25 protein-coding genes are annotated in these 23209 nt (G+C 38.9%); 6 read left to right on the plus strand and 19 right to left on the minus strand.

The features are described 5' to 3' along the window. The first annotated feature begins 8 nt into the window (after positions 1–8). The 5 genes from LDO51_RS07320 (at position 9) to hemN (ending at position 5660) form a co-directional block, all read left to right on the plus strand. Positions 9–761 carry an amino acid ABC transporter permease gene (locus LDO51_RS07320; RefSeq protein WP_225576913.1) on the plus strand — a complete coding sequence of 251 codons (753 nt, stop codon included), beginning with the start codon at positions 9–11 and terminating at the stop codon, positions 759–761. Between the two features lies 1 nt (position 762). After that, positions 763–1515, plus strand: a complete 753-nt coding sequence (locus LDO51_RS07325) for an amino acid ABC transporter permease (protein ID WP_225576914.1) — start codon at positions 763–765, stop codon at positions 1513–1515. Between the two features lie 237 nt (positions 1516–1752). Next, entirely contained in the window at positions 1753–3087 is a 1335-nt protein-coding gene (locus tag LDO51_RS07330; protein ID WP_225576915.1) for an NCS2 family permease, read from the plus strand. Positions 3088–3552: 465 nt separating this feature from the next. Continuing rightward, positions 3553–4071 carry a Der GTPase-activating protein YihI gene (yihI, locus tag LDO51_RS07335; protein WP_225576916.1) on the plus strand — a complete coding sequence of 173 codons (519 nt, stop codon included), beginning with the start codon at positions 3553–3555 and terminating at the stop codon, positions 4069–4071. Positions 4072–4286: 215 nt separating this feature from the next. After that, a complete protein-coding gene (gene hemN / locus LDO51_RS07340) occupies positions 4287–5660 on the plus strand; it encodes an oxygen-independent coproporphyrinogen III oxidase (RefSeq protein ID WP_225576917.1) in 1374 nt (457 codons plus the stop codon). Between the two features lie 199 nt (positions 5661–5859). On the opposite strand, the gene ampC is transcribed toward hemN, so the two are convergent. Next, entirely contained in the window at positions 5860–7002 is a 1143-nt protein-coding gene (gene ampC / locus LDO51_RS07345; protein WP_225576918.1) for a class C beta-lactamase, read from the minus strand. A 154-nt stretch (positions 7003–7156) separates the two neighbouring features. Here ampC and LDO51_RS07350 point away from each other — a divergent pair, with 154 nt between their 5' ends. Then, positions 7157–8044: a LysR family transcriptional regulator gene (locus LDO51_RS07350; RefSeq protein ID WP_225576919.1), complete on the plus strand. Its 888-nt coding sequence runs from the start codon at positions 7157–7159 to the stop codon at positions 8042–8044. Between the two features lie 71 nt (positions 8045–8115). Here LDO51_RS07350 and LDO51_RS07355 read toward each other — a convergent pair whose 3' ends face one another. The 18 genes from LDO51_RS07355 to LDO51_RS07440 form a co-directional block, all read right to left on the minus strand. Beyond that, positions 8116–8403: a helix-turn-helix domain-containing protein gene (locus tag LDO51_RS07355; protein WP_225576920.1), complete on the minus strand. Its 288-nt coding sequence runs from the start codon at positions 8401–8403 to the stop codon at positions 8116–8118. Positions 8404–8480: 77 nt separating this feature from the next. After that, complete coding sequence (locus LDO51_RS07360; RefSeq protein ID WP_263869889.1) at positions 8481–8708, minus strand: helix-turn-helix domain-containing protein; 228 nt, start codon at positions 8706–8708, stop codon at positions 8481–8483. Between the two features lie 176 nt (positions 8709–8884). Beyond that, the gene (locus LDO51_RS07365; RefSeq protein WP_225576921.1) at positions 8885–9172 is read right to left on the minus strand and encodes a helix-turn-helix domain-containing protein; all 288 of its coding nucleotides are present in this window, start codon (positions 9170–9172) and stop codon (positions 8885–8887) included. A 39-nt stretch (positions 9173–9211) separates the two neighbouring features. Then, complete coding sequence (locus tag LDO51_RS07370) at positions 9212–9706, minus strand: fimbrial protein (RefSeq protein WP_225576922.1); 495 nt, start codon at positions 9704–9706, stop codon at positions 9212–9214. 10 nt (positions 9707–9716) lie between these two features. Then, positions 9717–10232, minus strand: coding sequence for a fimbrial protein (locus LDO51_RS07375; RefSeq protein WP_225576923.1), 516 nt, complete (start codon positions 10230–10232; stop codon positions 9717–9719). Between the two features lie 9 nt (positions 10233–10241). Beyond that, on the minus strand, positions 10242–11219 hold the full coding sequence (locus tag LDO51_RS07380; RefSeq protein ID WP_225576924.1) for a fimbrial protein: 978 nt from the start codon (positions 11217–11219) through the stop codon (positions 10242–10244). A gap of 14 nt (positions 11220–11233) precedes the next feature. After that, the gene (locus LDO51_RS07385; RefSeq protein WP_225576925.1) at positions 11234–13723 is read right to left on the minus strand and encodes a fimbria/pilus outer membrane usher protein; all 2490 of its coding nucleotides are present in this window, start codon (positions 13721–13723) and stop codon (positions 11234–11236) included. 24 nt (positions 13724–13747) lie between these two features. Next, a complete protein-coding gene (locus LDO51_RS07390; RefSeq protein WP_225576926.1) occupies positions 13748–14419 on the minus strand; it encodes a fimbrial biogenesis chaperone in 672 nt (223 codons plus the stop codon). 75 nt (positions 14420–14494) lie between these two features. Continuing rightward, entirely contained in the window at positions 14495–15025 is a 531-nt protein-coding gene (locus LDO51_RS07395; protein WP_225576927.1) for a fimbrial protein, read from the minus strand. Positions 15026–15605: 580 nt separating this feature from the next. Then, the gene (locus LDO51_RS07400) at positions 15606–16577 is read right to left on the minus strand and encodes a fimbrial protein (RefSeq protein ID WP_225576928.1); all 972 of its coding nucleotides are present in this window, start codon (positions 16575–16577) and stop codon (positions 15606–15608) included. A gap of 88 nt (positions 16578–16665) precedes the next feature. After that, positions 16666–16923 carry a helix-turn-helix domain-containing protein gene (locus tag LDO51_RS07405; protein WP_263869890.1) on the minus strand — a complete coding sequence of 86 codons (258 nt, stop codon included), beginning with the start codon at positions 16921–16923 and terminating at the stop codon, positions 16666–16668. 94 nt (positions 16924–17017) lie between these two features. After that, entirely contained in the window at positions 17018–17290 is a 273-nt protein-coding gene (locus LDO51_RS07410) for a helix-turn-helix domain-containing protein (RefSeq protein ID WP_225576930.1), read from the minus strand. A gap of 246 nt (positions 17291–17536) precedes the next feature. After that, positions 17537–18034 carry a fimbrial protein gene (locus LDO51_RS07415; protein ID WP_423810964.1) on the minus strand — a complete coding sequence of 166 codons (498 nt, stop codon included), beginning with the start codon at positions 18032–18034 and terminating at the stop codon, positions 17537–17539. An 11-nt stretch (positions 18035–18045) separates the two neighbouring features. Beyond that, the gene (locus LDO51_RS07420) at positions 18046–18561 is read right to left on the minus strand and encodes a fimbrial protein (RefSeq protein WP_225576932.1); all 516 of its coding nucleotides are present in this window, start codon (positions 18559–18561) and stop codon (positions 18046–18048) included. A 95-nt stretch (positions 18562–18656) separates the two neighbouring features. Further along, positions 18657–21167 (minus strand): fimbria/pilus outer membrane usher protein, encoded by a 2511-nt coding sequence (locus LDO51_RS07425; RefSeq protein ID WP_225576933.1) that lies wholly within the window; start codon positions 21165–21167, stop codon positions 18657–18659. A gap of 25 nt (positions 21168–21192) precedes the next feature. After that, positions 21193–21861 carry a fimbrial biogenesis chaperone gene (locus LDO51_RS07430; RefSeq protein WP_225576934.1) on the minus strand — a complete coding sequence of 223 codons (669 nt, stop codon included), beginning with the start codon at positions 21859–21861 and terminating at the stop codon, positions 21193–21195. A 57-nt stretch (positions 21862–21918) separates the two neighbouring features. Further along, positions 21919–22449 carry a fimbrial protein gene (locus LDO51_RS07435; RefSeq protein ID WP_225576935.1) on the minus strand — a complete coding sequence of 177 codons (531 nt, stop codon included), beginning with the start codon at positions 22447–22449 and terminating at the stop codon, positions 21919–21921. Positions 22450–22927: 478 nt separating this feature from the next. Then, positions 22928–23191, minus strand: coding sequence for a helix-turn-helix domain-containing protein (locus LDO51_RS07440; protein ID WP_225576936.1), 264 nt, complete (start codon positions 23189–23191; stop codon positions 22928–22930). Positions 23192–23209 lie beyond the last annotated feature (18 nt).

Raw genomic sequence — 23209 nt, forward strand, 5'->3', positions numbered from 1 at the left:
GGCAAAACATGTTCGACAAATTTTTCAGCGGCAATTTCTGGTCTGCGCATCTACTAGCACCACAATACCTTGAGTGGTTTGGCTATGGTTTTTTGCTCACAGTCTGGATCTCGATTTGTACGATCATCGCTGCCACACTATTAGGCTTTATTGCCGCCTCGGCAAGAGATAGCCAAATTGCGCCGCTACGCTGGTTTGTGACCGTTTATATTTCAATCTTCCGTAATACACCGCTACTGGTGCAGCTGTTTTTCTGGTACTTCGCCTCGGGAGAAATTCTCCCTGAATCAGCGATGGAATGGCTGAATACGCCTCATGAAATTGAAATTTTAGGAATGACATTAAGCTGGCCATCCTTTGAATTTTTAGCCGGGTTTATCGGTTTAACGCTATACACCGTGCCTTTCATTGCGGAAGAAGTGCGCTCAGGTATCCGGGGAGTGCGACAAGGACAGAAACAAGCGGCTCTCGCTTTGGGACTGACGTCATGGCAGTCCATGCGCTTAGTGATTTTACCGCAAGCAGTAAAAATCGCGTTACCGCCGCTATTAGGGCAATACATGAATGTCGTCAAAAACTCGTCATTAACCATGGCGATCGGGGTGGCGGAACTCTCTTATGTATCACGCCAAGTGGATAGTCAGTCATTACAAACATTTGCTGCATTTGGTTTAGCAACGGTGCTGTACATTGCAATCATCGCCGTAATGGAAGGTTGGGGTCAGTGGCGACAACAGCGTCAGCTGGCTCAGGGGGTATAAGATGGATTTTTCAGTCATTACAGATAACTGGCAATATTTGCTATTTGGGGCTTATCCTGATGGTCCCCTAGAAGGGGCAGCCCTAACGCTCATTATGAGTGTATTAGCTGGTGCTGCTTCTATTGTCCTCGGCACATTGGGCGGTATTGCGCTGGTGATGCTACGAGGTTTCTGGATGAATCTATTTGCCGCCGTTTTAGGTTTTTTCCGTGCCATTCCCGTCATTATGTTGATTTTTTGGACTTACTTTTTATTACCCATTGTTTTCGGAACGGAAATTCCGGGCGTGACGGCGGTGGTATGTGCATTAGCGTTGATCACCTCAGCTTATTTAGCGCACGGCGTGAAAGCTGGGATTTTAGCTATCGGTCAAGGACAATGGAACGCGGGATTATCTCTCGGGTTTAATCGATGGCAAGTGCTGTGGAATGTGGTGTTACCTCAAGCATTACGTATGATGGTGCCTTCCTTTATTAACCAATGGGTTGCGTTAATTAAAGACACCTCTCTGGCGTATATTGTAGGGGTGGCAGAGCTGTCATTCTTAGCAACACAGGTGAATAACCGTGAAATGATCTATCCGTTGGAAGTGTTCCTGTTTGTGGCATTTATTTACTTTGTAATGTGCCTGTCAGTAGAAATTATTGCCAATCGAGTGGCTAAAAAGCTCAGTGATAAAAGTGCAGTTCGCAGTCGTTCAGCAAAACGCAGTTGGCTGTTTTGGCGACGCCAAAAGCTAATTGCACTTTCTTGATTGCACCAAATAGCGTAAAGGTGGCTAAATCCCTCAATGGCGGTGTGACAACCGCCATGTCTCCCTCGATATTCATTTACAGTATCAGTCAGTTAGGAAATGCGACTTATTTAAAATGACGCAATCGTTTTCTTTTGCATCATTTAGTTGTACCATGAGCCGAAAAAAACTTTTTTTCGTGCCCACCACGCATTCATTGGCAATCTAGGGCATGACATTTCGACAAGGCGCATTTTAATGACTAATCAATCATCTGGCTCCTCGCAATCGCAGGGTCTGTTTCAGCGTGTGTTTAAATTACAAGAACACGGCACCACCGCAAGAACAGAAGTCGTTGCAGGGTTCACCACCTTCCTGACGATGGTATATATCGTTTTCGTTAACCCACAAATTTTGTCCGTCGCTGGCATGGATATCAAAGCGGTATTCGTGACCACCTGTTTAATCGCAGCCATCGGCAGTATTTTAATGGGCTTACTGGCTAACTTACCTATCGCTGTTGCACCCGCGATGGGGCTAAACGCCTTCTTTGCCTTTGTGGTCGTTGGGGCGATGGGCTATTCATGGCAAGTCGCTATGGGGGCGGTATTCTGGGGCGCAGTTGGCTTATTTATTCTGACGTTATTCCGTATTCGTTACTGGATCATCGCCAATATTCCCTTGAGTTTACGCGTGGGGATCACCAGCGGTATCGGTCTGTTTATCGCCATGATGGGACTGAAAAACTCCGGTATTATCGTCGCAAATCCAGATACCTTAGTGTCGATTGGTAACCTAACTCACCATAATGTGTGGTTAGGGGCATTAGGCTTTTTCATTATCGCTATTTTAGCGGCGCGTAATATTCATGCCGCGGTATTGGTTTCTATTACCGTGACGACGCTGATTGGCTTAGCGCTGGGTGATGTGAAATATACGGGTATTTTCTCAATGCCACCAAGCATTACCAGTGTTGTTGGGCAAGTGGACTTTACGGGTTCACTGGATCTTGCCCTTTCTGGTGTTATCTTTGCTTTTATGTTGGTGAACCTATTTGACTCCTCGGGCACCATGATTGGGGTAACAGATAAAGCGGGTATTACCAACGAGCGCGGGACTTTCCCTCGCATGAAGCAAGCGTTGTATGTGGATAGCTTAAGTTCGGTAGCAGGTTCCGCAATGGGTACCTCGTCCGTAACGGCGTATATCGAAAGTTCTTCAGGGGTATCTGTAGGTGGCCGTACGGGCTTAACCGCGATTGTTGTGGGTGTGTTATTCCTACTGACCATGTTTATCTCTCCGCTGGCAGGGATGGTTCCCGCTTATGCAACCGCAGGGGCGCTGATTTATGTTGGCGTTCTGATGACGTCAAGCTTAACGCGCGTGAAATGGGATGACTTAACGGAATCCGTTCCAGCATTTATTACTGCGGTCATGATGCCATTTAGCTTCTCGATTACAGAAGGTATTGCGCTAGGCTTTATCGCGTACTGTGCGATGAAGATTGGTACAGGGCGCTGGCGTGATCTGGGTCTGTGTGTGATCCTTGTAGCGGTGATGTTCCTACTCAAAATGATATGGATCGACGCCTAATATTCGTCATACTTCGCGCTGTAGCGTGAATGCTCGTCATATTTTGCACTGTAGCAGCGTTGGCTTCGGTTGCTAACCCTAGTCACATACTTATGTATGCTCCTAGGGATTAGCAACTCTTGCCGCCTTGCTACAGCACAAACTATTTAGAGCATTGCTCAAGGTGACTCTCTATTTTTTCCCTCTGGTGATACAGCTATTGAGAGCATTGGAATGCTTAGGCAACTTGAATTACCTAGAACATCGCTCAAAACATAAATCTCTATTCTGAGTGCAAGACCCTTCAACCAGTTTCCCTTTTTGTTGCTTGCATGCAACTCAAATTATTTAAGGTATAATCATTAAAGTACTGTTGCGAATGCAAAGTGAGATAAAATTCACCTAAATTGCAAAGTAGTGCTTTCGCTGCTTAAGGGATCCTGCTAGATTCCGCCGCAGAAACTGATTTTATCAAGGTAGCAAACCATGAATTCACCGAAAAAACCGACCGCAAAACTGAAGAAAAAATACCGTAAGACGAAAGAAGAGCTCAACGCAGAAGGTCGTGAGCGTAAACGCGAGAAAAAACATCGCGGGCATAAGTCTGGTAGCCGTAACCAAGATGGTTCTTCGAATGGTCAAAAAAATGGGCAAAATGTTCAGGCTGACCCACGTATTGGTAGCAAAAAACCAATTCCATTGGTGGTTGAAAGTAACCAGCCAGTTGCGCGTCCTGTCGTGAAAGAGAAGTCCGTTGTGAAAGAAAAACTGACGCCAGAAAAAGAACTGGAAATGCTGGAAAGCAACGATCGCTTAGATGCGATTTTGGCACGTCTGGAAGATGGCGAAACCATCACTGCGCAAGAGCAGCAATATGTTGATACCTGCTTAGATCGCATCGATGAACTGATGAATATCCTCGGTATCGAATATGCAGATGAAGACGGTGATGAAGAGGAAGAAGAGAAATTTGATGACATAATGCGCATCTTAAAAAGTAAATAATTGCCTCTCTATTCGTTCCTCCCGTAGTAAGCGGGAGGAATGACGTTTAATTTCTCGCCTATCTTCCTTTTCTTTGATGTTGCATCAGATCTGTTTTTCCTAACATCACTATAATCTTTGTGGTATAGACTCTTTACATAAATAGCTAAAAAATAATCTAAAGAGATATAATTAACAGCGATGCTTTCGAGCGTGTGGTCAATTAAGGAATATCAATGTCAGAGCAAAATATTGTTTGGGATCTCTCTCTCATCCAGAAATATAACTATTCAGGTCCACGTTATACCTCTTATCCAACAGCCTTAGAGTTCAATCAAGATTACAACGAACAGGCTTTTGTTGAGGCAACCCAACGTTATCCTGACCGTCCTTTGTCTCTGTATGTGCATATCCCGTTTTGCCACAAACTGTGCTATTTCTGCGGCTGTAATAAGCTCGTCACTCGCCAAAAACATAAAGCGGATGAGTATTTACACGTCATTGAAAAAGAAATTATCCAGCGTGCTGAGTTACTTAAAAACCGTACCGTGACTCAAATGCACTGGGGCGGCGGTACACCAACGTATCTAGACAAGACCCAAGTGAGTCATTTAGTTGGCTTGCTGAAAAAACATTTTCATTTTGCGCCGGATGCTGAGATGTCCATCGAAGTGGATCCACGTGAAATCGAACTCGACATGATTGACCACCTGCGCAGCGAAGGCTTTAACCGCCTAAGTATGGGTGTTCAAGACTTTAATAAAGAAGTGCAAGTTCTGGTTAACCGCGAGCAAGATGAAGAGTTTATTTTCGCGCTAATTAAACGCGCCAAAGAGACTGGCTTCACTTCAACCAGTATCGACCTGATTTACGGTTTACCAAAACAGACCCCTGAAAGCTTCGCGTTTACGTTGAAAAAAGTGGCGGAGCTAGCACCCGATCGTTTAAGCGTTTTCAACTACGCTCATTTGCCGAATTTATTTGCGGCGCAGCGTAAAATCAAAGATGAAGACCTGCCAACGGCGGAGCAAAAACTGGATATTCTGCAAGATACTATCGCAACACTGACATCCGGCGGCTATCAATTTATCGGTATGGATCACTTTGCTCGCCCAGAAGATGAACTAGCAGTAGCGCAGCGAGAAGGGATTTTACATCGTAATTTCCAAGGTTATACCACCCAAGGGGATTGTGATTTATTAGGATTAGGGGTATCGGCGATCAGCATGCTCGGCGATAACTACGCCCAAAATCAGAAAGATTTAAAAACCTACTACGCCCAAGTAGAAGAAAAAGGCCATGCTCTATGGCGTGGCTTGGTGCTAACTGATGACGACTGCCTACGCCGTGACGTAATCAAAACGCTGATCTGTAACTTCCAACTGAGCTTTGCGCAAATTGAATCGCTCTATCCAATTGACTTCAAAACCTATTTCAAAGAAGACCTAGAACTGCTCAAACCAATGGCAGAAGATGGGCTGGTGGAAGTCAGTGAAACGGGGATAAAAGTCACGCCGCGCGGGCGTTTGTTGATCCGCAATGTGTGTATGTGTTTTGATGTTTATCTTAGAAGTCAGATGAGGCAGCGCCAATTCTCCCGCGTCATCTGAATGTTCGTCATACTTCACGCCGTGGCTTTGTTGTCTGCTCTCGGTCACTCGGGTCACATACTTTTGTATGCTCCCCGAGATAACCTCGTTTGACGCCTAGCCACAACGTGAATTATTTAGAACATAGGATGCTTGGCATATGACTATTTTGAGTATTAAATTTTATTCATATTCCGCATATACCGAGTTTGATGCAGGGCTAGTGCTTCACTTTTTCGATTAGCTGGTAGGCGGTGTTGATGCGCTCGGGGATTGGGTACCATTGGTTGGAGAGCAGCACCACGGCGATTTTTTCCTCGGGGATAAAGACCGCGTAGGTAGCAAATCCGCCAGTGGAGCCAGTTTTGTTATACAGTGCGCGGGATTCTGGTGGCATTGGTGGCTGAATGGCATCCACTTTTTGCGGTTTCAGTGCCATATCATCACGATTACCTTGTTGTAACTGAGTGAGTGAAACTGGCCACGGGTAACTTTCCCACATCAAATCTTGCACAAAAGAATCCGTCATATACATGCCTGTATGCGTATCTTCTACCGCCTCTTGCCACGGTTTTGCCACGTCGGCTAATTGCATATTAATATCTAAAAAGTGGATCAAATCCTTCGCATTAGACTTCAAACCATACGCTTCGTTATCTAAAATTTGTGGTGTCACACGCACGGGCTGATGCTGCTTGTTATACCCTTGAGCATAATTTTTTTGCTGATTTTGCGGTACCTGTAAATAGGTATGTTTCATGCCCAAAGCCGGCAACATCATCTTTTCCATCGCATCAGGGAATGACTGATTAAGTTGCTTAGCGGTAATCATGCCTAATAAACCCACACCAAGATTGGAGTAAGAGCGGTACTCACCGATAGGTTTTACAGGGGACCACTGCTGATAATAATGGATTAGCTCCGCGCGGTTAGTCACTGCATCCGGCACGAACAACGATAAGCCAGAAGTGTGAGTGGCTAAATTCATCACTGTCACTTTATCAAATGCGCTATTTTTTAATTCAGGTAAATAATGGCTGACAGTTTGCGCAAAATCTAACTTACCTTGTCCTTGAGCATAGGTGGCAAGTGTCGCAGTAAAAGTCTTTGATAAAGAACCAATTTCGTACAACGTATTGTTGCTTATTGGCATCTGAGTTTGTTTGGACTGTACACCATAATGATAAATAAAATGTTCTCCATCCACTGAAATGGCAACGGACATCCCCGGAATTTGCTGCTGTTTCATCAACGGTTTAATAATGCTGTCCACATCCGATTGCGTTAATGCCGCGCTAGATAATGAGGTAAATGCCAAACTCAGGGCGACAAGCAGCCGTCCGCGACGAAAAAGATTTTTCATACAGATATCCATTTAAATAAAAGTTTTAGTTATGATGAGTGACTGGCAAAAAGAGGTCACATACCAAAGGGAGAGTGATTCTGGTGTTGGAGTATGCGGCTTTTTTTGCATGAGTTAAAACGATATAAAATTCGATGAGGCAAAAGAAAATCTTATGGCTGAGAACGCTCGCTACCGTTTACCACTCAATGCACTCAGAGCCTTTGAGGCATCTGCACGCCACCTCAGCTTTACTCGAGCGGGTATGGAATTAAATGTCACTCAGGCAGCGGTAAGCCAGCAAGTTCGTGCGCTGGAAGAACAATTAGGCTTAGAGCTATTTATTCGTTTGCCAAGAGGACTGGCACTGACCGATGAAGGGTTGGCATTATTGCCTGTCGTTAGCCGATCTTTCGACCAAATCGAATCATTATTGCAGCAATTCGATGATGGTCATTATCATGAAGTCCTGAATGTTTCTGTGGTGGGTACCTTTGCGGTGGGCTGGTTATTACCGCGTTTATCACGTTTTTCCGATCTTTATCCTTATATTGATTTGCGTATTATGACCCACAATAACGTGGTGAACTTAGCCGGGGAAGGGGCTGATTTTGCGATCCGTTTTGGGGAAGGGCTTTGGCCATTAGTGGAAAATACCCCGCTGTTTTCTGCGCCACATACGGTGCTTTGTGCCGAAAAGGTAGCTCATAAACTTAAGCATCCTATTGATTTAAAAAATTTTCCTTTGATGCGCTCTTATCGTAAAGATGAATGGGAAAAATGGTTTTTAGCCGCGAATGTGGAACCGTGGCGTGTGAAAGGACCTGTTTTTGATTCTTCCCGGTTAATGGTGGAAGCGGCTTTATTAATGGAAGGAGTCGCCATTGCGCCAAGTTGCATGTTTGAGCAGGAACTCAGAGCCGGGGATTTGGTGCAGCCGTTTGATATTTCCGTGGCCCTCGGCGGTTATTGGCTGAGTCGATTAAAATCCAAACCGATGACGCCTGCGATGACGATTTTCCAACAATGGTTACTCGAGGAATCAAAAAGTGGGAGCACATAATAGATGATAAATCGGTGCTTAAATCCTGAAGCACCGATGATAAAATTGGCTAAAATGTGTGTAATCGATAATTAGAAAATTATTGATTCGGCCGCATAATAACTTTTCTTACTGTCTTGTCTAGTTTGCTTATCATTAGCCTTATTGAACTCAGTAAAAAAATAAATTGGGTCTACGGAGAAAATTAATGAGAATTGGTAGAGTGTATCTACATGTATATTGACTTCACCGTTTTCATAGCGTGATAAGTGCTGCTGGCTGAACCCCATCAGCTCACTGAGCTTTTTACCACTCATTCCATGAATATCTCTCAGCGCCCTTATTTTTAGACCGACAGATTTTGATATTATTTTCTCCATATCTTTAACTCCTAGATATATTTATTATGAGAGTTACTTATAGGTTATGCTTGAATATATAAAATATAATTAAAGAATTATTTATGATTGATGTCTAATAAGGCTTGAATATCAATATTAAAATAATTTGCATATTGTCCTAATCGTTCTAAATTAATTCTATTTATCCCCCTTTCATAACGTGACTGTTGTTGTTCACTAACACCTATAGTGTTAGCAAGGTCCCTTAATGTGACTCCGTTCATTTTTCGATAATAAATAATTTTACTACCGACTATTGTAGATATGGGATAGCCTTTATTCATATTGAGCCTTCTGGTGCGTAAATTGATAATTAAAATTAAATTAATCTTAATTAGATGATTTAAAATCTAATAATCTCAATACGCTCATAAAGTTAACACTAATCTTTATATGAAACTAGATGTTTATAATGATAATTAAAAATTTCAAAAAAATAATTTCTTAATTTAAAAACATATTATTTTTCGTTATTGTCATTATCTGATGGTCTATTAATGTATTTTTTAATATTTTCAGATTCACATTCACTAATGTTAAAAAAATTAATCAAATTAATATTGAATATTTCAGCATACTGATTAAGGCGGTCTAAATTAATACGATTGATTCCACGTTCATAGCGAGATTGTTGTTGTTCACTGACATTGATTATTCTGGCTATATCATAGAGTGACATACCACTCATTTTTCTATAATAGGTAATTTTTCTGCCAATAATTCGTGATACGGTATAATATTTAGCCATTATTAACTCCTTTTTTCATTACCTAATTCAAGCATCGCTTCATGGATATATTAATGTGAATTCTAAATGGCTCTTAAAGTCTCCTAATGTAAACATTGGTTGAAGGCTAACTATTCTTGCAGATAATGGAATTTCAGCACTTTTTGTAGCGCTGTTAATAATAATATCTACAGTACTGCCATTTTTTAGAGTAGATTTATTGCTTTTTTGTGCTAAATGAAGCAGGCTGCCCGTAGAACTGCCAGTATTCACAAAATAGTTATTATTAGTGCTATCAGGAGTACCGCTAACACTGAATTTGGCATTCTTAGTTGATACTGGGCAATCAATGAGTTTGATAGAAAAATCCACCCATGGGCTTTGCGCAGGGTTGCGATAATTCCAGCGATTTATTTTACCTAACGTCACGTTATAGCTGGTATTCTCTATTTTGCAGGGCATAATCACTACATTGCCATGAACGTATATATTGACACTTTCTGCCATGGTGGGTAGGGCTAACAGCCCAAGTAGACTGATTAATATTCTTTTCATTATAGAGTTCTTATAAGTAGGTGATAGTGGCTGTAATATTGGTTGATAAGGTGCCCGCTGTACCATTCCCGAGAGAAGAATATGCCCGTGTGCGCAGAGGAATGCTCACTAGTGCTTTTCCATTAGTGGGAACAGTTAGTACTTTGTTATTGCCCAATGATGTTGTTCCTGCTCCGTTTTGCAACTGAATGGCAATATTGGTGGCGGTGCCGCTATTCTTATATAAACTCGCGACATCGGCGCTATCTGCGCTTCCTGAAAAAGTTAGCTTCACGCTATTAATAAATGAGGAGCAGTTTTTTAATTCGATAGTGAAAGGCTTCCAGGTTGATGCTTTAGTTCCACTATAAAAAGTATCTAAAGGAATTGTAGTGAGGTCGACACTCTGATTATTTCCTGCGGATAAACTGCAAGTTGCAGCCTTAATATTACCTGTAAAATTCAATTTAACGGTACTTGTTGAATAGGCAAATAAAGGTATCCCTGCCGCACTTAGGAATAAAAAAAGCAATGTGTTTTTTTTCATTTTAAACCTCTATTCATAACGAATATTAACCGTCGCATTGGCATTGGCTGTACCCGGCGTAACTGTGCTTGCGGTTTTAATATAACGGGCTTTCCAACCGAAAATATAATCAGTTTGGGTAACCCCATTTTGTTGGGTAAATTTCTGATTTAATACAATAGGTGTTCCAGCATTATTTAATAATTGGATTGCAATACCTTTAGCACTATTTGTACCGACTAAACCTAATCGCCCATTTGCAGCATTATCGATGGTATCTGAAGTGACGGTAACTTTAATATTTGTACCTGCTGCACACGTTAAAGCGATCGGAATATTTACAGGTGTACTAAAAGAACCTATATTAGGAAACTGTGTATCATACCAGTCATTCATATTAATATTGTAAGTTGATTGGTTATTCTTCAACGAGCAACTCACTACGGCAATACGATAATTACTGGCAAAACTCAGTGTCGCGCCTAAAAAACGATTATTTGTTTTCGTATTATATTGTGTCAAATTTGCAATTTGACCACTTCTAATCGTACCGGAGTTGGCAATTACCCCTGTTTTTAATACCTCAACCTCCCAGCCTACAGGACCAGGTAAACGCCAAGAAGTTGATACTGTCGCTGATTTTGTAGGAATATAATCCGGTACGCTAGGGTTATTAAATTTAATTCTGACCCCCACTCCTGGAATATTGGTAGCAACAATTTTACTTGAGTTAGCCGTCCAACTGTTGACATAGTAAAGGTCTAAATATCCACCGCAGTCACTTTCATATTCCATTGAGAAATAATAATCACTGGTAAATGCTTCAATATATTGTTTGTCTAAAACATAATTGTTAGCAAGTGTATTGTCATACTGCACATAAATAGTCTTATCACGTATGTTATGATTAGCAGTATAAGTACCTTTAAGGCATTCTGCATAGGATGTATAAGAATAAAAAAATAGACACCCTAATAATAAAGCTAATTTGTATACTGTTTTATTCATTATGATGTTCCATATTATCTGCAAATTGTTTTAATTTTATATAAACCCATATAATTCGAAACACCGGTTAGATTATAATCAACCTGACACTGTTGTTTATCGTTATATTGAATAATAAAATGACCGCTTTCAGTTAAGCCGGATAAATATAATTCGCCATCATTACCGACTAAACCATTTAATTGACCGTTATCTTTAAAGATGGCTTGTGCACCAAATGGAACTGGTTTACCGTCAGCAAAGGTAATTACCATAATGGCGCGATACCCCACATTGGCATTGAAGCTGGCTTTCACAATCGCTCCACGGCTTGGTGCTACATTTTGCGTAGTGAGCTCCATCTCGGTATTATCTGGCAGCTTACTGGTATCAATTTGAATTCCGTTACTGCGATAAGCGGTGATATAAGGTACTAAGGCATAGCCTTGCCCGTTAGTTTGAATACCTGTTTGGTTCAAAATCGGCACGTTAGCTGCATCAGGAATTTCCACCAAGGCAACAGTTTCACCAAGCTGTTGACCAAGTACTACGCCACCTGAATGAGCGACTACACTGCCGCTAGCACCATAGTAAAGATTGTAATTATTAGTGCTGTAACCCGTACCGCCTGAAACTTCTCCGTACTGCCCACGGTAGCTGGCATTTAAATTACCGGAAGTCCCTGAGTTTCGAGTTGAAAAATTCTGCTGAGCACTCCAATTCAAACGGTTATCCAATTGCGTTGCCGAAATTCCCATGCTGCCCGAAGATCCATTACTACTACTGTTTGTACCGTTGAGGTTGTAATAGAAGGTGCTGTCAAACACGCTGAATGGCACGCTCACGGTAAAGGCAAATTGGTGGTCATTATCTTTATTACGTCCATCGTAGCGATTTGGGTTGGTATTTTTGTTATAGCTATAATTCACCCCGTAGCTAATATCGTGCCAGCTATTGTTATAGCCAATAGTTGTGGACTGAGTTTTACGATCACTATTCCAATAATCTTCACTTACAAAGCCAACGGATAAGGTGCCCCAGCCTTCGCCTAGACTTTGGCTAAGGGTAATTTCTCCGCGGTTACGGCGGCGCTCATATAGCGCAGTAAAGGTTTCTTTTCTATAACCATCAAAGACTTCCGCTAAGCTATAAAAACCTTTTGTGGAGTAACGATAGCCTGCAAGGGCGATATTTGTACCAATATCATTCAGGTTTTTGTTATAGCGAAAACGGTAGGATTGTCCGCTTTCTTTTTCTCCGTTGCTTAGCGTAGAGCTTGCGTGAGTCACATCAATTGATAGCGCTCCGAAACGCCCTAAATTTTGCCCTGAGCCAATAGAATAAGCCTGATATTTATCACTAACTTGGCTACCACCAAACAGAGTTATTCCCCAAGGCAGCCCGTAAGTGAGTGCAAATTGCGCAAAGGTTTTTTTATCTACGTTACTGTCATAGCTACGATATTGCCCACCCGTTACGCTATACGACAGATAGCCTTCACGCTGCAATACAGGTAAAGAAGCAAAGGGGATAATTTGATACTGTTCACTGCCGTTGGCTTCTTTTATCGTAACGTGTAAGTCTCCGCTCCCCCCAGTAGGGTAGAGATCATTAATTTCAAATGGGCCTGCTGCTACATCCGTTTGGTAAATGGTGTAACCGTTTTGACGAATAGTGATCTGCGCATTACTGCGGGCGATACCGCGTACCACGGGGGCATATCCGCGCAAGCTTTCAGGGTTCATATCATCATCCGTGGCAAGCTGGACCCCACGAAATGGCACACTGTCAAAAATATTTGAGGGTGAAGTACTGTCCCCAAGTATCAGCTGGCTTTTTATTGCATTGATATTACGGCTTAAATAGGTATATACCGTATCCCATTTATTACGCTGCCTGTCGTTACTTTGCCACGTGGTGTAGTTACGCAGACGCCATGGCCCAATATTTAAACCCGGGCGCAGATTGACATAGTTAGAATTACTACTATTTTTATCGTTTTTGCGATCGGTATTGCGTGAGCCGTTATAACTGTAATTAAGTAATAGAGCATTCACACCATCATCGATCGCTGCCAGATCCACATAGCCACGTGGATTCATGTTTAACGCAATCTGCGGAATGCTTAAATAGAGGCGCTGAGAGCCAAATTCAAACTCGCTTTTTGCATCAGGAATTGTAGATAAATTAATGCATTGGTTACCCGCTATTTGTAACTCAGGGTATTCTCTAACTTTAACACCCACATCTTTTAGATCTGATAGCGTTAAACAAGGCTCGAGTTCATTATTTTTATTGGTAAAAAAGCGTATGTTTTTTGAGCCAATTAAGCTCTTATTAATATAAATATCGACATAGTATTGCCCTGGTAGTTGCTCATTACGTTCAAATTGTTCTAAGTTCACTGATTCTTTATTGGGGAGCTCAAGGAACTCCGGATCAAAATAGGTTTCTGGCTCAGCTGAGCTCGTTGCAATATAGCCTAAAGCAATAAATAGGCTAAGGCATATGTTATTTATTTTCATAGATAAACCTAATTACCATTAAGGCTATATTTTTATTTCCGCTAGATTATTAGCTGAGCCATAATCATTAATCACTTCCCATGTAATGGTGCCATGTGATTCAGAACGATTAATATTAAATGTTTTTTCAGAAAATGGAGCAACATAAGAAATATTCTCTGCGCTCTTGCCATTGAACTGAATGGTTTGAAAATTCATATAATAAGGTGTTGGATTTTTGACAGTAATTGATTCACTATTTTTCGACCATTTAAGCTTTTTCTGTTCCTCATTAAAATCAACATTGGCTAATGATTCAGGTCGATAAATTAATTTCATCTGTGTTTTAAATGCAATTTTTAATGAGTTTTCAGATTTTTTTTCTGTAGCTGGAATTGTTTTTATATTTAACCAAAATAAAGACTCTCTATCTTTAGGTAGTGTATTTTGAGTTAAAAAAACACGTAGAGTATTGGTTTTTTCTTGGTTTAAACGAAAAAGTGGTGGCGTAATAGTAAAGTCCGTTTGCTTGCCTTCATTGGCATTTTCAATCCATGACTGAATTAGATAAGGAATATTATCTGGATTTTCCACACTAATACTCACGTCTTTTTTTCCTTCAGGATAAATTACGCGTGTACCACCAATAATGACACCCGCATTAGCAGTATTGAGAAGTATGAAAAAAAAGATAAAAAAAACGGTTATTGATTTCATATAGCCACCACTGAGTTATAACAAAATAAAAAGCAAATCATTAAGGCCTATATCCATATAAACCTTCTTTCAGAACTAGTTATAATTAATTGTGAATGTTGCTGTTGAATTTGCTAAACCAGAACTAACAGCATCAGACATAGCAATATAACGTGCGGTAAAATCTAAATTATTTACAACCGTTTCTTTAAGCGCATATTGGCTGGATGCTGTATATAAAGGAACGGTGAGCCCTTTAATATCTTGAATCTGGATACCAACGCCTTTAGCAATACCAGATGTACCTGCATTGGTTAATTGCAGAACATTACTGTCACCATCATAAGAGACGCCATCAAATTTTACGGTAGCAGTAGTCACTGCAGCCGGACAGTTTGCTAATTGAATGGAAAATTTAGTTGCAGCGGCAGTGCTGCCTGTACTTGGTAATGATGTTTTAGATACTTTGCCTAAGTTAACTTGAATAGCATCTGAGCCTGTTGCTAATTGGCAAGCGTTATCTGTAATTTCACCGGTGAAATTAATATCGCCATCTTTTGAAAAACTATTGGCAGAAATTAATAAGGTGCTAGTTGCAATTAAAGATGCAATAACCTGTTTTTTCATTTTTACTCTCCGAACCTAAATTCGATATTAGATATTATTTGGGAAATATATTGATTTGTATGCTTACACAAACCGAGAGTATTTTGTGACTATTTTTATAAATAAACAAGGTGGGGGGAATTTAGCTAAATATAATAAGATTATAAATTTAAAGTGATTAATTATTAATTTAACTCAATATGCGTTAGTTTAAAGATTAAATGTTTTAAAGTTTTGTTTTTTGTTGTTTTAGGTGATGAGGTTATAAAGTGAAATAACGATATAAAGCTAGAAATAATTATTCTACAATTTTAAACTGTAAGTCATCTCTCATATGGAGATTATTTAAATTTAAAGTTTGGAATAAGGATGGATTTTTTTAAGTAACATCAAATGCGTACCATCAAAAAAAGAGAGTAAACCTGATTATTCTTAAATTAATAGTCAAAATAAGTGTGTGTAAGGAGTTTTTACACTAAAAAAGATAATGGTATGTGTCTGTCACTAAATCGGTGTATTTTGACACTTAAAGAAACAGTGAATGTATGAATATTAATTTCTGCTATTAAAGTGAATTCAATAGCAGGTTGATCTAATTCAATTATTCATAGCGAATATTAACGGTGGCAGTAGAGTTAGCAGTACCTGGCGTAACTTTGTCGGCTATTTTTACATAGCGGGCTTTCCAATTGAAAATATAATCACCACTAGCGACATTATTTTGTAAGCTATTTTTAGTATTAAGTCGTATCGGTGAATTATTTCTATCAAGTAATTGTATGCCAATACCAGTAGCCGCACCTGTTCCAGAGAGCTTAATCTTTCCAGTTGCCGTATCTACATAACCTGCGCTGCTCGTTACCGTTGTTTTAATATTTGTGCCCGCAGCACAGCTTAGTGTGATAGGGATACTTACACTTGGGCTCACATCTCCAATATTTTTAAATTGAGTATCGTATCGATCACCTAGGGGAATCGTGTAGTTATTAGATTTTGTGGAGCACTGGGCAACATTAATTTTAATGGCATTCGCTGGAATATTGAGTGTAGATATATTCCAGTTAGCGTGATTTGGATTATTTTGGATTAATCGAGCCACATTACCAGCTTTTAAGCTATTGGATTGAGTTACTGTCCCTGTTTTTCTGATAATCATTGTCCATTGAGGCGTGACAATTGTCCAAGGCAAGCGCCCTTGAACAGGATAGAGACTGTAGACGTTAATGCTGCCTATTTCGGTGGCTATTATTTGGACACTAATACCGGAAATGTTAGTTGCCGCAACCTTATTAGCGTTAGGTACCCAGCCATTAATATAGCTGGCATAGAGACGAGCTTGCCCGCATTCCCCATTTTTCCCTGAATAGGTTTTAATATCACCATTGGCAAATGTGACAACAAATCGGCCAAGTTCTTTAGATGAAGCATCATCATATTGAACGGTATATGTTCTTGTCGGTACATCAACGGTAACGTTTTTCAATCTAGGATTTTGAATACATGCAGCAAAGGAAAATCCAGAATAGACTAAGAGACACATAGAAAAAGAAGCTTTTCTTAAATTAAATTGCATGTTTGCTCCTAATTAAGGTGATTAAGAATAACAAGTAGAAACGTAGGTGTAGATATTGGAAGCACATTCCCTACCAATATCTAGCCAGTTATTTATATAAAGAATAATTTTGCTCTGGTGATAAAAGTAATTCTGCTTTTAATAAATTATCCTTATCTTTTTTATCATTAGTAAATGAAAAATCATGAGGCTCAGCAAAATCACTCATTATTTCTTGAATATCAAAATCTAATATCTGTGAAATAGAGTAAAGTGTATCAACATGAATTCTCATTTCGCCTAATTCATGGCGAGACTGATGTTGTTGACTAATACCCAACAACTTACTCAGTTGTTGGATGCTCATATTGCGATCTTTCCTTAGTGTGCGAATACGGGCACCGACAATTTTAGATGTGTTTTTTTTCATCATAATGACCAATAGCAATTAAGTAGAAATACTATATATTTAAAGATCTTTTAAGTTCCTTTTTGATTTTTTCCTTTTCGTGCTCATTAAATAAAAAGAAGTCATTAATATTAATATTGAAATAAATAGCATATTGTTTTAGTCGGTCAATTGATATTCTATTTTTTCCATGCTCATAGCGCAGTTGTTGCTGCTCACTAATTCCAATGGTTTTAGCTACTACAAGTAGGGAATGACCTTTTTCTTTACGTAATTTTTTTATTTTATATCCAATAACTGCTGAGACCGGATAGCTATTTTTCATTGTTAACCTCTTTCTACTATTTGTAATTGTTAATTAAATTAACAAAAGACAAATGAATACCATTACCTCAAAGATATATTTATCAGGTATTTGCCTTGATATCTTGACTTAAATCACCTCAATTAAAGTTATTTATTTTATATGGAGATTCAAAATAAAAATTTCAATTAATCAACCTTGCCTTTGTGTAACAAAATGAAAATATCTAAACCAGACGATTGAATTAAGATGATTATTAAAAAATATCTAATGGTAAATAAATGTAAAATCAAGATGGCTTTTAAAAGATCCCCCAGTCATTCCTGATCCATACCCTGCCATTCTGGCCGATAAAGGAATTTCAACTGTGCGAGTTTGGGTGTTGACTGAAGCGGTAACTTGTCCACCATTTTTTACTGTTATTTTGTTTGTACCATAGGCTAAATTTAACGCCACATTTTTTGCGCTGCCATTATTAATAAAGTAATTAGTCGCGACATTATCTGGAGTTCCGTTGATTACCATAACTGCTTCTTTGATATCAACAGGGCAATTTTTTAATTTAATCGTGAAATTTACCCAAGGAGATACCTGCGTATCCCGAATGTTCCATACATTGACTTTTTTTAGGTCGACCATGTAGTTAGCTTTTTCTAGTTCACATGGTCGAGCAGTGATGTAACCATGTACATGGATATTGGCGACTTGTGCCAATACAGTGAGAGGGAAAGCTAAAAGCAATAATGAGAGCGCAATTTTTTTCATTATCCTCATCCTTATAAATAAGTAATGGTGGCCGTAATATTGGCAGACACGGTACCTGCGCTGGCATTACCGATTGCACTATATGCTCGGGTTCTTAAAGGAATGCTGAGACTATTTTTTCCAGCTAATGGTACCCGTAAGACTTTTTGATTTCCTAGTGGTGATGCTCCATCACCACTTTCAAGCTGTACTGCGATATTTTTGGCTGTGCCCATATTTTTATATAAATTATTTATATTATTGGTATCGGAAGTTCCACTGAATGTGAGGACTAGCTCATTCACATAGGAAGAGCAGTTATTCATATTGATATTAAATATTTTCCAGTCTGACCCGCTTTGGGGCAGATTAAAAAGGTCCGCAGGCATATTTTTTAAATCAATATCAATATTATTACCCCCAGAGATATTACAGGTAGCCGCTTTAATATTTCCTATAAAATTAAGCGTCACGGTGCTGGCAGAAAAAGCATCTAAGCTGATGAATAGGCTATTCACTAAGAATAAAGGGAGTATTAAATTTTTCATTATTTTTTCCTATTCATAACGAATATTAACAGTAGTTGTTGAATTCCCCCTTTCGGGGGTAATTGTATTATCTGTTTTTTCATTTTAGCTACCACTTACAGGCAAACCGCAGCTATTTTATATAATCCCAAATAATTGGGGACACCAGCCAAATTATAATTAACCTGACACTGTTGTTTATCGTTATATTGGATAATAAAACTGCCACTTTCAGCTAAACCGGATAAATAAATTTCACCGTCATTTCCGACCATACCATTTAATTGGCTGTTATCTTTAAATATGGCTTGAGCACCAAATGGTATGGGTTTTCCATCAGTAAATTTCAGTTTCATCATGGCACGATAACCCACATTAGCGGCAAAACTGGCTTTAACGAGTGCACCGCGGCTTGGTGCGACCGTTTGGCTGGTTAACTCCATTTCGGTATTATCAGGCAATGAAGAAGTATCAATATCAATCACATTTTTACGGTATGCTGTGACATAAGGTACTAACGCATAGCCTTGATTGTTGGTCAAAACTCCCGCCTGGTTAAGAATCGGTACATCCCCCGCTTCTGGAATATCAACGATGGCCGCGGTTTCCCCTAATTGTTGCCCCAATACAATTCCATCAGAGTGAGCGACGAAGCTACCATTAGCACCATAATAAAGGTTGTAATTATCTTTGCTGTAGCTACTTCCTCCAGAAACCTCACCGTATTGACCTTTGTATGAAGCATTTATATTCCCAGATGAACCTTGTCCTCGGGTGGTATAGCCTTGTTGAATGCTCCAGTTAAGACGATTATCCAATTGACTCGCAGATAGCCCCATGTTTCCAGAATTTGGACCATGACTGCTGCTATTCGTATTCAGGTTGTAGTTAAAAGTACTATCAAACAGGTTAATAGGAATACTGATGTTGAGTGCCAACTGATGGTCATCTTTATTTTGACCTTGGCTATTTCCATTATAGGCATACGTGTTGGTATCACGGTTATAGGTATAATTAATTCCATAACTGATACCTTGCCAGCTGTTGCTGTATCCTAGCGTTGCCGATTGGGTTTTTTTATCACTATTCCAATAGTCTTCATTGACATACCCTATCGATATTGAACCGTTATTTTCGCCTAGATTTTGGCTAAGGGTAATTTCACCGCGGTTACGGCGTCGTTCAATTATTGGGGTATAGTGCGTATCTCGGAAGGTATCAAAAATTTCCGATAAACTATAAAAGCCCTTGGTAGAATAACGATAGCCAGCGAGTGCAATATTAGTCCCGATATCATTCAAGTTTTTGTTATAACGGAATCGATAAGATTGCCCTTGTTCCTTCGTATCATCGACAAACGTGGAGCTGGCATGGGTAACGTCGACGGATAGCGCACCAAATTGCCCAAGGTTTTTCCCTGCACCTATAGAATAAGATTGATACTTTTCACTGATCTGGCTTCCTCCATATGCTGTTATCCCATAAGGAAGTCCATAAATTAACGTGAATTGACCAAAGTGAGTTTTATCTACGTGGCTATCATAAGAGCGATATTGCCCACCTGTTACACTATAAGACAGATAACCTTCACGTTGCAGCACAGGTAAAGACGCGAACGGAACAATTTGATATTGTTCACTACCATTCGATTCTTTGATAGTAACGTGAAGATCGCCACTGCCCCCAGTAGGGTACAGATCGCTGATTTCAAAAGGGCCTGCTGCCACTTCAGTTTGGTAAATGGTGTAGCCATTCTGGCGAATTGTAATTTGGGCGTTACTACGTGCTATCCCACGAACAACGGGAGCATAGCCGCGTAAACTTTCAGGATACATATCATCATCAGTGGCTAACTGAGCACCTCGAAATGGCACGCTATCAAAAACCATCGATGGCGATACGCTATCTCCAAGTATTAGCTGGCTTTTAATGCTATTAATACCACGAGAAGCGTAGGTGTATACTGTATTCCATTTATTGGATTGACCATCATTACTTGACCAAGTGGTATAGTTGCGCAGACGCCAAGCCCCGATATTTAAGCCAGGTCTTAAATTCACATAATTTGAAGTGGTATCGGCATTCCCTTTTTTGCGGTCATAATTTTTGGCACCGCTGTAGCTGTAATTTAGTATTAATGCATTAATTCCATTATCAATATTCTCTAAATTGACATAACCGCGAGGGTTTTTGTCTAAAGCAATTTGAGGGATGCTTAAATACAGCCGCTGTGAGTCAAATTCAAAATCACTTTTGGCATCCGGTATTGCGGCTAAATTCACACAGCCAATACCTGTACTTTGTAGCTCAGGGTATTTAGCAGTTTTTACACCGAAATCTGTTAAATCAGCTAGAGATAAGCATGGTATTAATTTGTTATCATTATTTTTATCAAATTTTAATTTTTTTGCGCCAATTAGGTTAGAGTTAACATAAATATCTACATAGTAACTACCTGCTAATTGTTCATTATTTTCAAATTGAGTTAAATCAACCGCATCTTTATTCGGCAGTTCTAAAAAATCAGGATCGAAATACACGTTATTGTCGGTATTATCTTCCGCATACAGTGAAACTGTATAGCCTAGATATAAAAATAGGCCAAAGCATATTTTATTTAATTTCATTGAAATGTGACCTACAATTATATTTCTATATTTTTATTTCAGAGGGTTTTTCTGCAGCACCATAGTCATTAATAACTTCCCATTTAACTGTACCGCTAGTTGCCATGTCATTAATTTTAAATGTTGTTATTGTCAGTGGTGCAGCGTAGGAAACATCGTTAATTTTTTTTCCATTAAAAGTAATGCTTTGAAAGTTCATGTAATAAGGTGTTGGATTTTTAACAGAAAGTATTTCCCCCGATTTTGACCAGGTTAATTTTTTTTGCTCTTCTTCAAAATTAACATTTTTAAAAGCTGAAGGGCGATAAATTAGCTTCATCTGGGTTTTAAACGCAATTTGTAATGAATTTTCTGTGCGCTCAGTTGCCGGAATAGTCTTTATATTTAGCCAAAATAGTGATTCTCTATCTTGAGGAAGTTTATTTTCAGTTAAAAAAATCCGCAGTGCATTAGTTTTCTCAGGGTTTAATCTAAACAATGGTGGTGTGATAGCGAAATCAGACTGTTTTTTTTCATCAATATCATCTATCCAAGATTGTATTAAGTATGGAATTTTATCTGGATTTTCAACAGAAATATTCACATCTTTATTTCCCTCAGAATAAATAACGCGAGTTCCACCAATAATAACACCAGCATAAGCGGTATTAATGAGCGTGAATAAAGATATAAGAGAATAAACAATAAATTTCATATTACCACCATCGAATTAAAGACTAAGGCTTAATTCCCTTTAAACCTTAATAACTAATTAGTTATAATTAATTGTAAATGTTGCGTTTGCATTCGCTAAACCCACACCAACGTTGGCTGTCTGAGCAATATAGCGAGCTCTAAAATCTAAATTATTTTCAACGCCATCTTTTAAAGGGTAAGTTTTAGATGCAGTAAATAGAGGAACAACTGTGTTTGCATTATCCGTGATTTGGATACCAACACCTGTAGCAACACCGGATTTTCCTGCATCTTTCAGTTCAATAACGCTGTCATCACCAGGATAAGAGGTTGCATCGAATTTTACGGAAGCTGATGTTACCGTTGTTGGGCAGTTAATTAATTTAATAGTAAATTTTGTAGCGGCTGCAGTACTTCCTGCGCTTGGTAATGCTTTTTTAGAAACTTTACCTAAGTTAACTTTTAGTGCATCAGAACCCGAGGCTAATTCACATGCTTGATCAGTGATCTCACCTGTAAAATCAATCGTGCCATCTGCTGCTAAAGCATTATTTGCAGCAAAAAAGGAAGACGCGGCAATTAATGATACTAGTAAATTCTTTTTCATTTATTTTCTCCGAGAGATATTTTTTGAGAAATTGAGGTTCATTAAAATAATGGCTTGCCCAATTAATTATTATTTTGACTTTTATTTTAATTCTAAACAAGTTTGTGTATTTTTAGATTTAAAGTTTGATTTTATCTTTGTTATTTTATTTTGAATTTAAATTCACTGTAGAGGTTGGATTTTCATATTGGTTATCTCGGAAAAATAAAATATTAATAATTTTGATTTCATGGTTGTTTTTAAATAAAAAATTTAATGTTTAATATTTTATTGAATGAAGGGATTTATGCAATGACACGCGCTATGGGGAGGGAATGTGGTATTTTATAAATTTGATCATGGTCAATTGACGTAATCTAATATTCTTATTTATACAATTATAATTCTACCATCATAATAATACAGTCTTATTACGTGCATTTTCATCCTATTTCAATCATGAAATAAGATTAGTCTATTTATGCATGTCTTATTGCGACTATTTTTTGTTAAGATAACGCAAAATAATTTTTTTCTCTGACTCGCTAAATATAAAAAAGCTTAATAAACTTATCTCAAAATAATCGGCGTATTGTTTTAGCTTATCAACGGGAATACGTGTTTTCCCCTTTTCATATTTTAACTGTTGAAATTCGCAAACTCCGATTTCATCAGCTAATTCTTTTAACGATAAATGATGATGTTCACGGACCAGTTTTATCTTATGTCCAATAATCTCAGAAATTGTATGATTCTCATGCATAAATAAACCTCTGTAGTT

The organism is Providencia alcalifaciens, assembly GCF_020271745.1.
Taxonomy (GTDB): Bacteria; Pseudomonadota; Gammaproteobacteria; order Enterobacterales; family Enterobacteriaceae; genus Providencia; species Providencia alcalifaciens_B.

Coding starts and splice junctions, on each gene's coding strand:
- LDO51_RS07320 (WP_225576913.1), top strand. CDS start 9: ATGTTCGACAAATTTTTCAGCGGCAATTTCTGGTCTGCGCATCTACTA.
- LDO51_RS07325 (WP_225576914.1), top strand. CDS start 763: ATGGATTTTTCAGTCATTACAGATAACTGGCAATATTTGCTATTTGGG.
- LDO51_RS07330 (WP_225576915.1), top strand. CDS start 1,753: ATGACTAATCAATCATCTGGCTCCTCGCAATCGCAGGGTCTGTTTCAG.
- yihI (WP_225576916.1), top strand. CDS start 3,553: ATGAATTCACCGAAAAAACCGACCGCAAAACTGAAGAAAAAATACCGT.
- hemN (WP_225576917.1), top strand. CDS start 4,287: ATGTCAGAGCAAAATATTGTTTGGGATCTCTCTCTCATCCAGAAATAT.
- ampC (WP_225576918.1), bottom strand. CDS start 7,002: ATGAAAAATCTTTTTCGTCGCGGACGGCTGCTTGTCGCCCTGAGTTTG.
- LDO51_RS07350 (WP_225576919.1), top strand. CDS start 7,157: ATGGCTGAGAACGCTCGCTACCGTTTACCACTCAATGCACTCAGAGCC.
- LDO51_RS07355 (WP_225576920.1), bottom strand. CDS start 8,403: ATGGAGAAAATAATATCAAAATCTGTCGGTCTAAAAATAAGGGCGCTG.
- LDO51_RS07360 (WP_263869889.1), bottom strand. CDS start 8,708: ATGAATAAAGGCTATCCCATATCTACAATAGTCGGTAGTAAAATTATT.
- LDO51_RS07365 (WP_225576921.1), bottom strand. CDS start 9,172: ATGGCTAAATATTATACCGTATCACGAATTATTGGCAGAAAAATTACC.
- LDO51_RS07370 (WP_225576922.1), bottom strand. CDS start 9,706: ATGAAAAGAATATTAATCAGTCTACTTGGGCTGTTAGCCCTACCCACC.
- LDO51_RS07375 (WP_225576923.1), bottom strand. CDS start 10,232: ATGAAAAAAAACACATTGCTTTTTTTATTCCTAAGTGCGGCAGGGATA.
- LDO51_RS07380 (WP_225576924.1), bottom strand. CDS start 11,219: ATGAATAAAACAGTATACAAATTAGCTTTATTATTAGGGTGTCTATTT.
- LDO51_RS07385 (WP_225576925.1), bottom strand. CDS start 13,723: ATGAAAATAAATAACATATGCCTTAGCCTATTTATTGCTTTAGGCTAT.
- LDO51_RS07390 (WP_225576926.1), bottom strand. CDS start 14,419: ATGAAATCAATAACCGTTTTTTTTATCTTTTTTTTCATACTTCTCAAT.
- LDO51_RS07395 (WP_225576927.1), bottom strand. CDS start 15,025: ATGAAAAAACAGGTTATTGCATCTTTAATTGCAACTAGCACCTTATTA.
- LDO51_RS07400 (WP_225576928.1), bottom strand. CDS start 16,577: ATGCAATTTAATTTAAGAAAAGCTTCTTTTTCTATGTGTCTCTTAGTC.
- LDO51_RS07405 (WP_263869890.1), bottom strand. CDS start 16,923: ATGAGCATCCAACAACTGAGTAAGTTGTTGGGTATTAGTCAACAACAT.
- LDO51_RS07410 (WP_225576930.1), bottom strand. CDS start 17,290: ATGAAAAATAGCTATCCGGTCTCAGCAGTTATTGGATATAAAATAAAA.
- LDO51_RS07415 (WP_423810964.1), bottom strand. CDS start 18,034: ATGAAAAAAATTGCGCTCTCATTATTGCTTTTAGCTTTCCCTCTCACT.
- LDO51_RS07420 (WP_225576932.1), bottom strand. CDS start 18,561: ATGAAAAATTTAATACTCCCTTTATTCTTAGTGAATAGCCTATTCATC.
- LDO51_RS07425 (WP_225576933.1), bottom strand. CDS start 21,167: ATGAAATTAAATAAAATATGCTTTGGCCTATTTTTATATCTAGGCTAT.
- LDO51_RS07430 (WP_225576934.1), bottom strand. CDS start 21,861: ATGAAATTTATTGTTTATTCTCTTATATCTTTATTCACGCTCATTAAT.
- LDO51_RS07435 (WP_225576935.1), bottom strand. CDS start 22,449: ATGAAAAAGAATTTACTAGTATCATTAATTGCCGCGTCTTCCTTTTTT.
- LDO51_RS07440 (WP_225576936.1), bottom strand. CDS start 23,191: ATGCATGAGAATCATACAATTTCTGAGATTATTGGACATAAGATAAAA.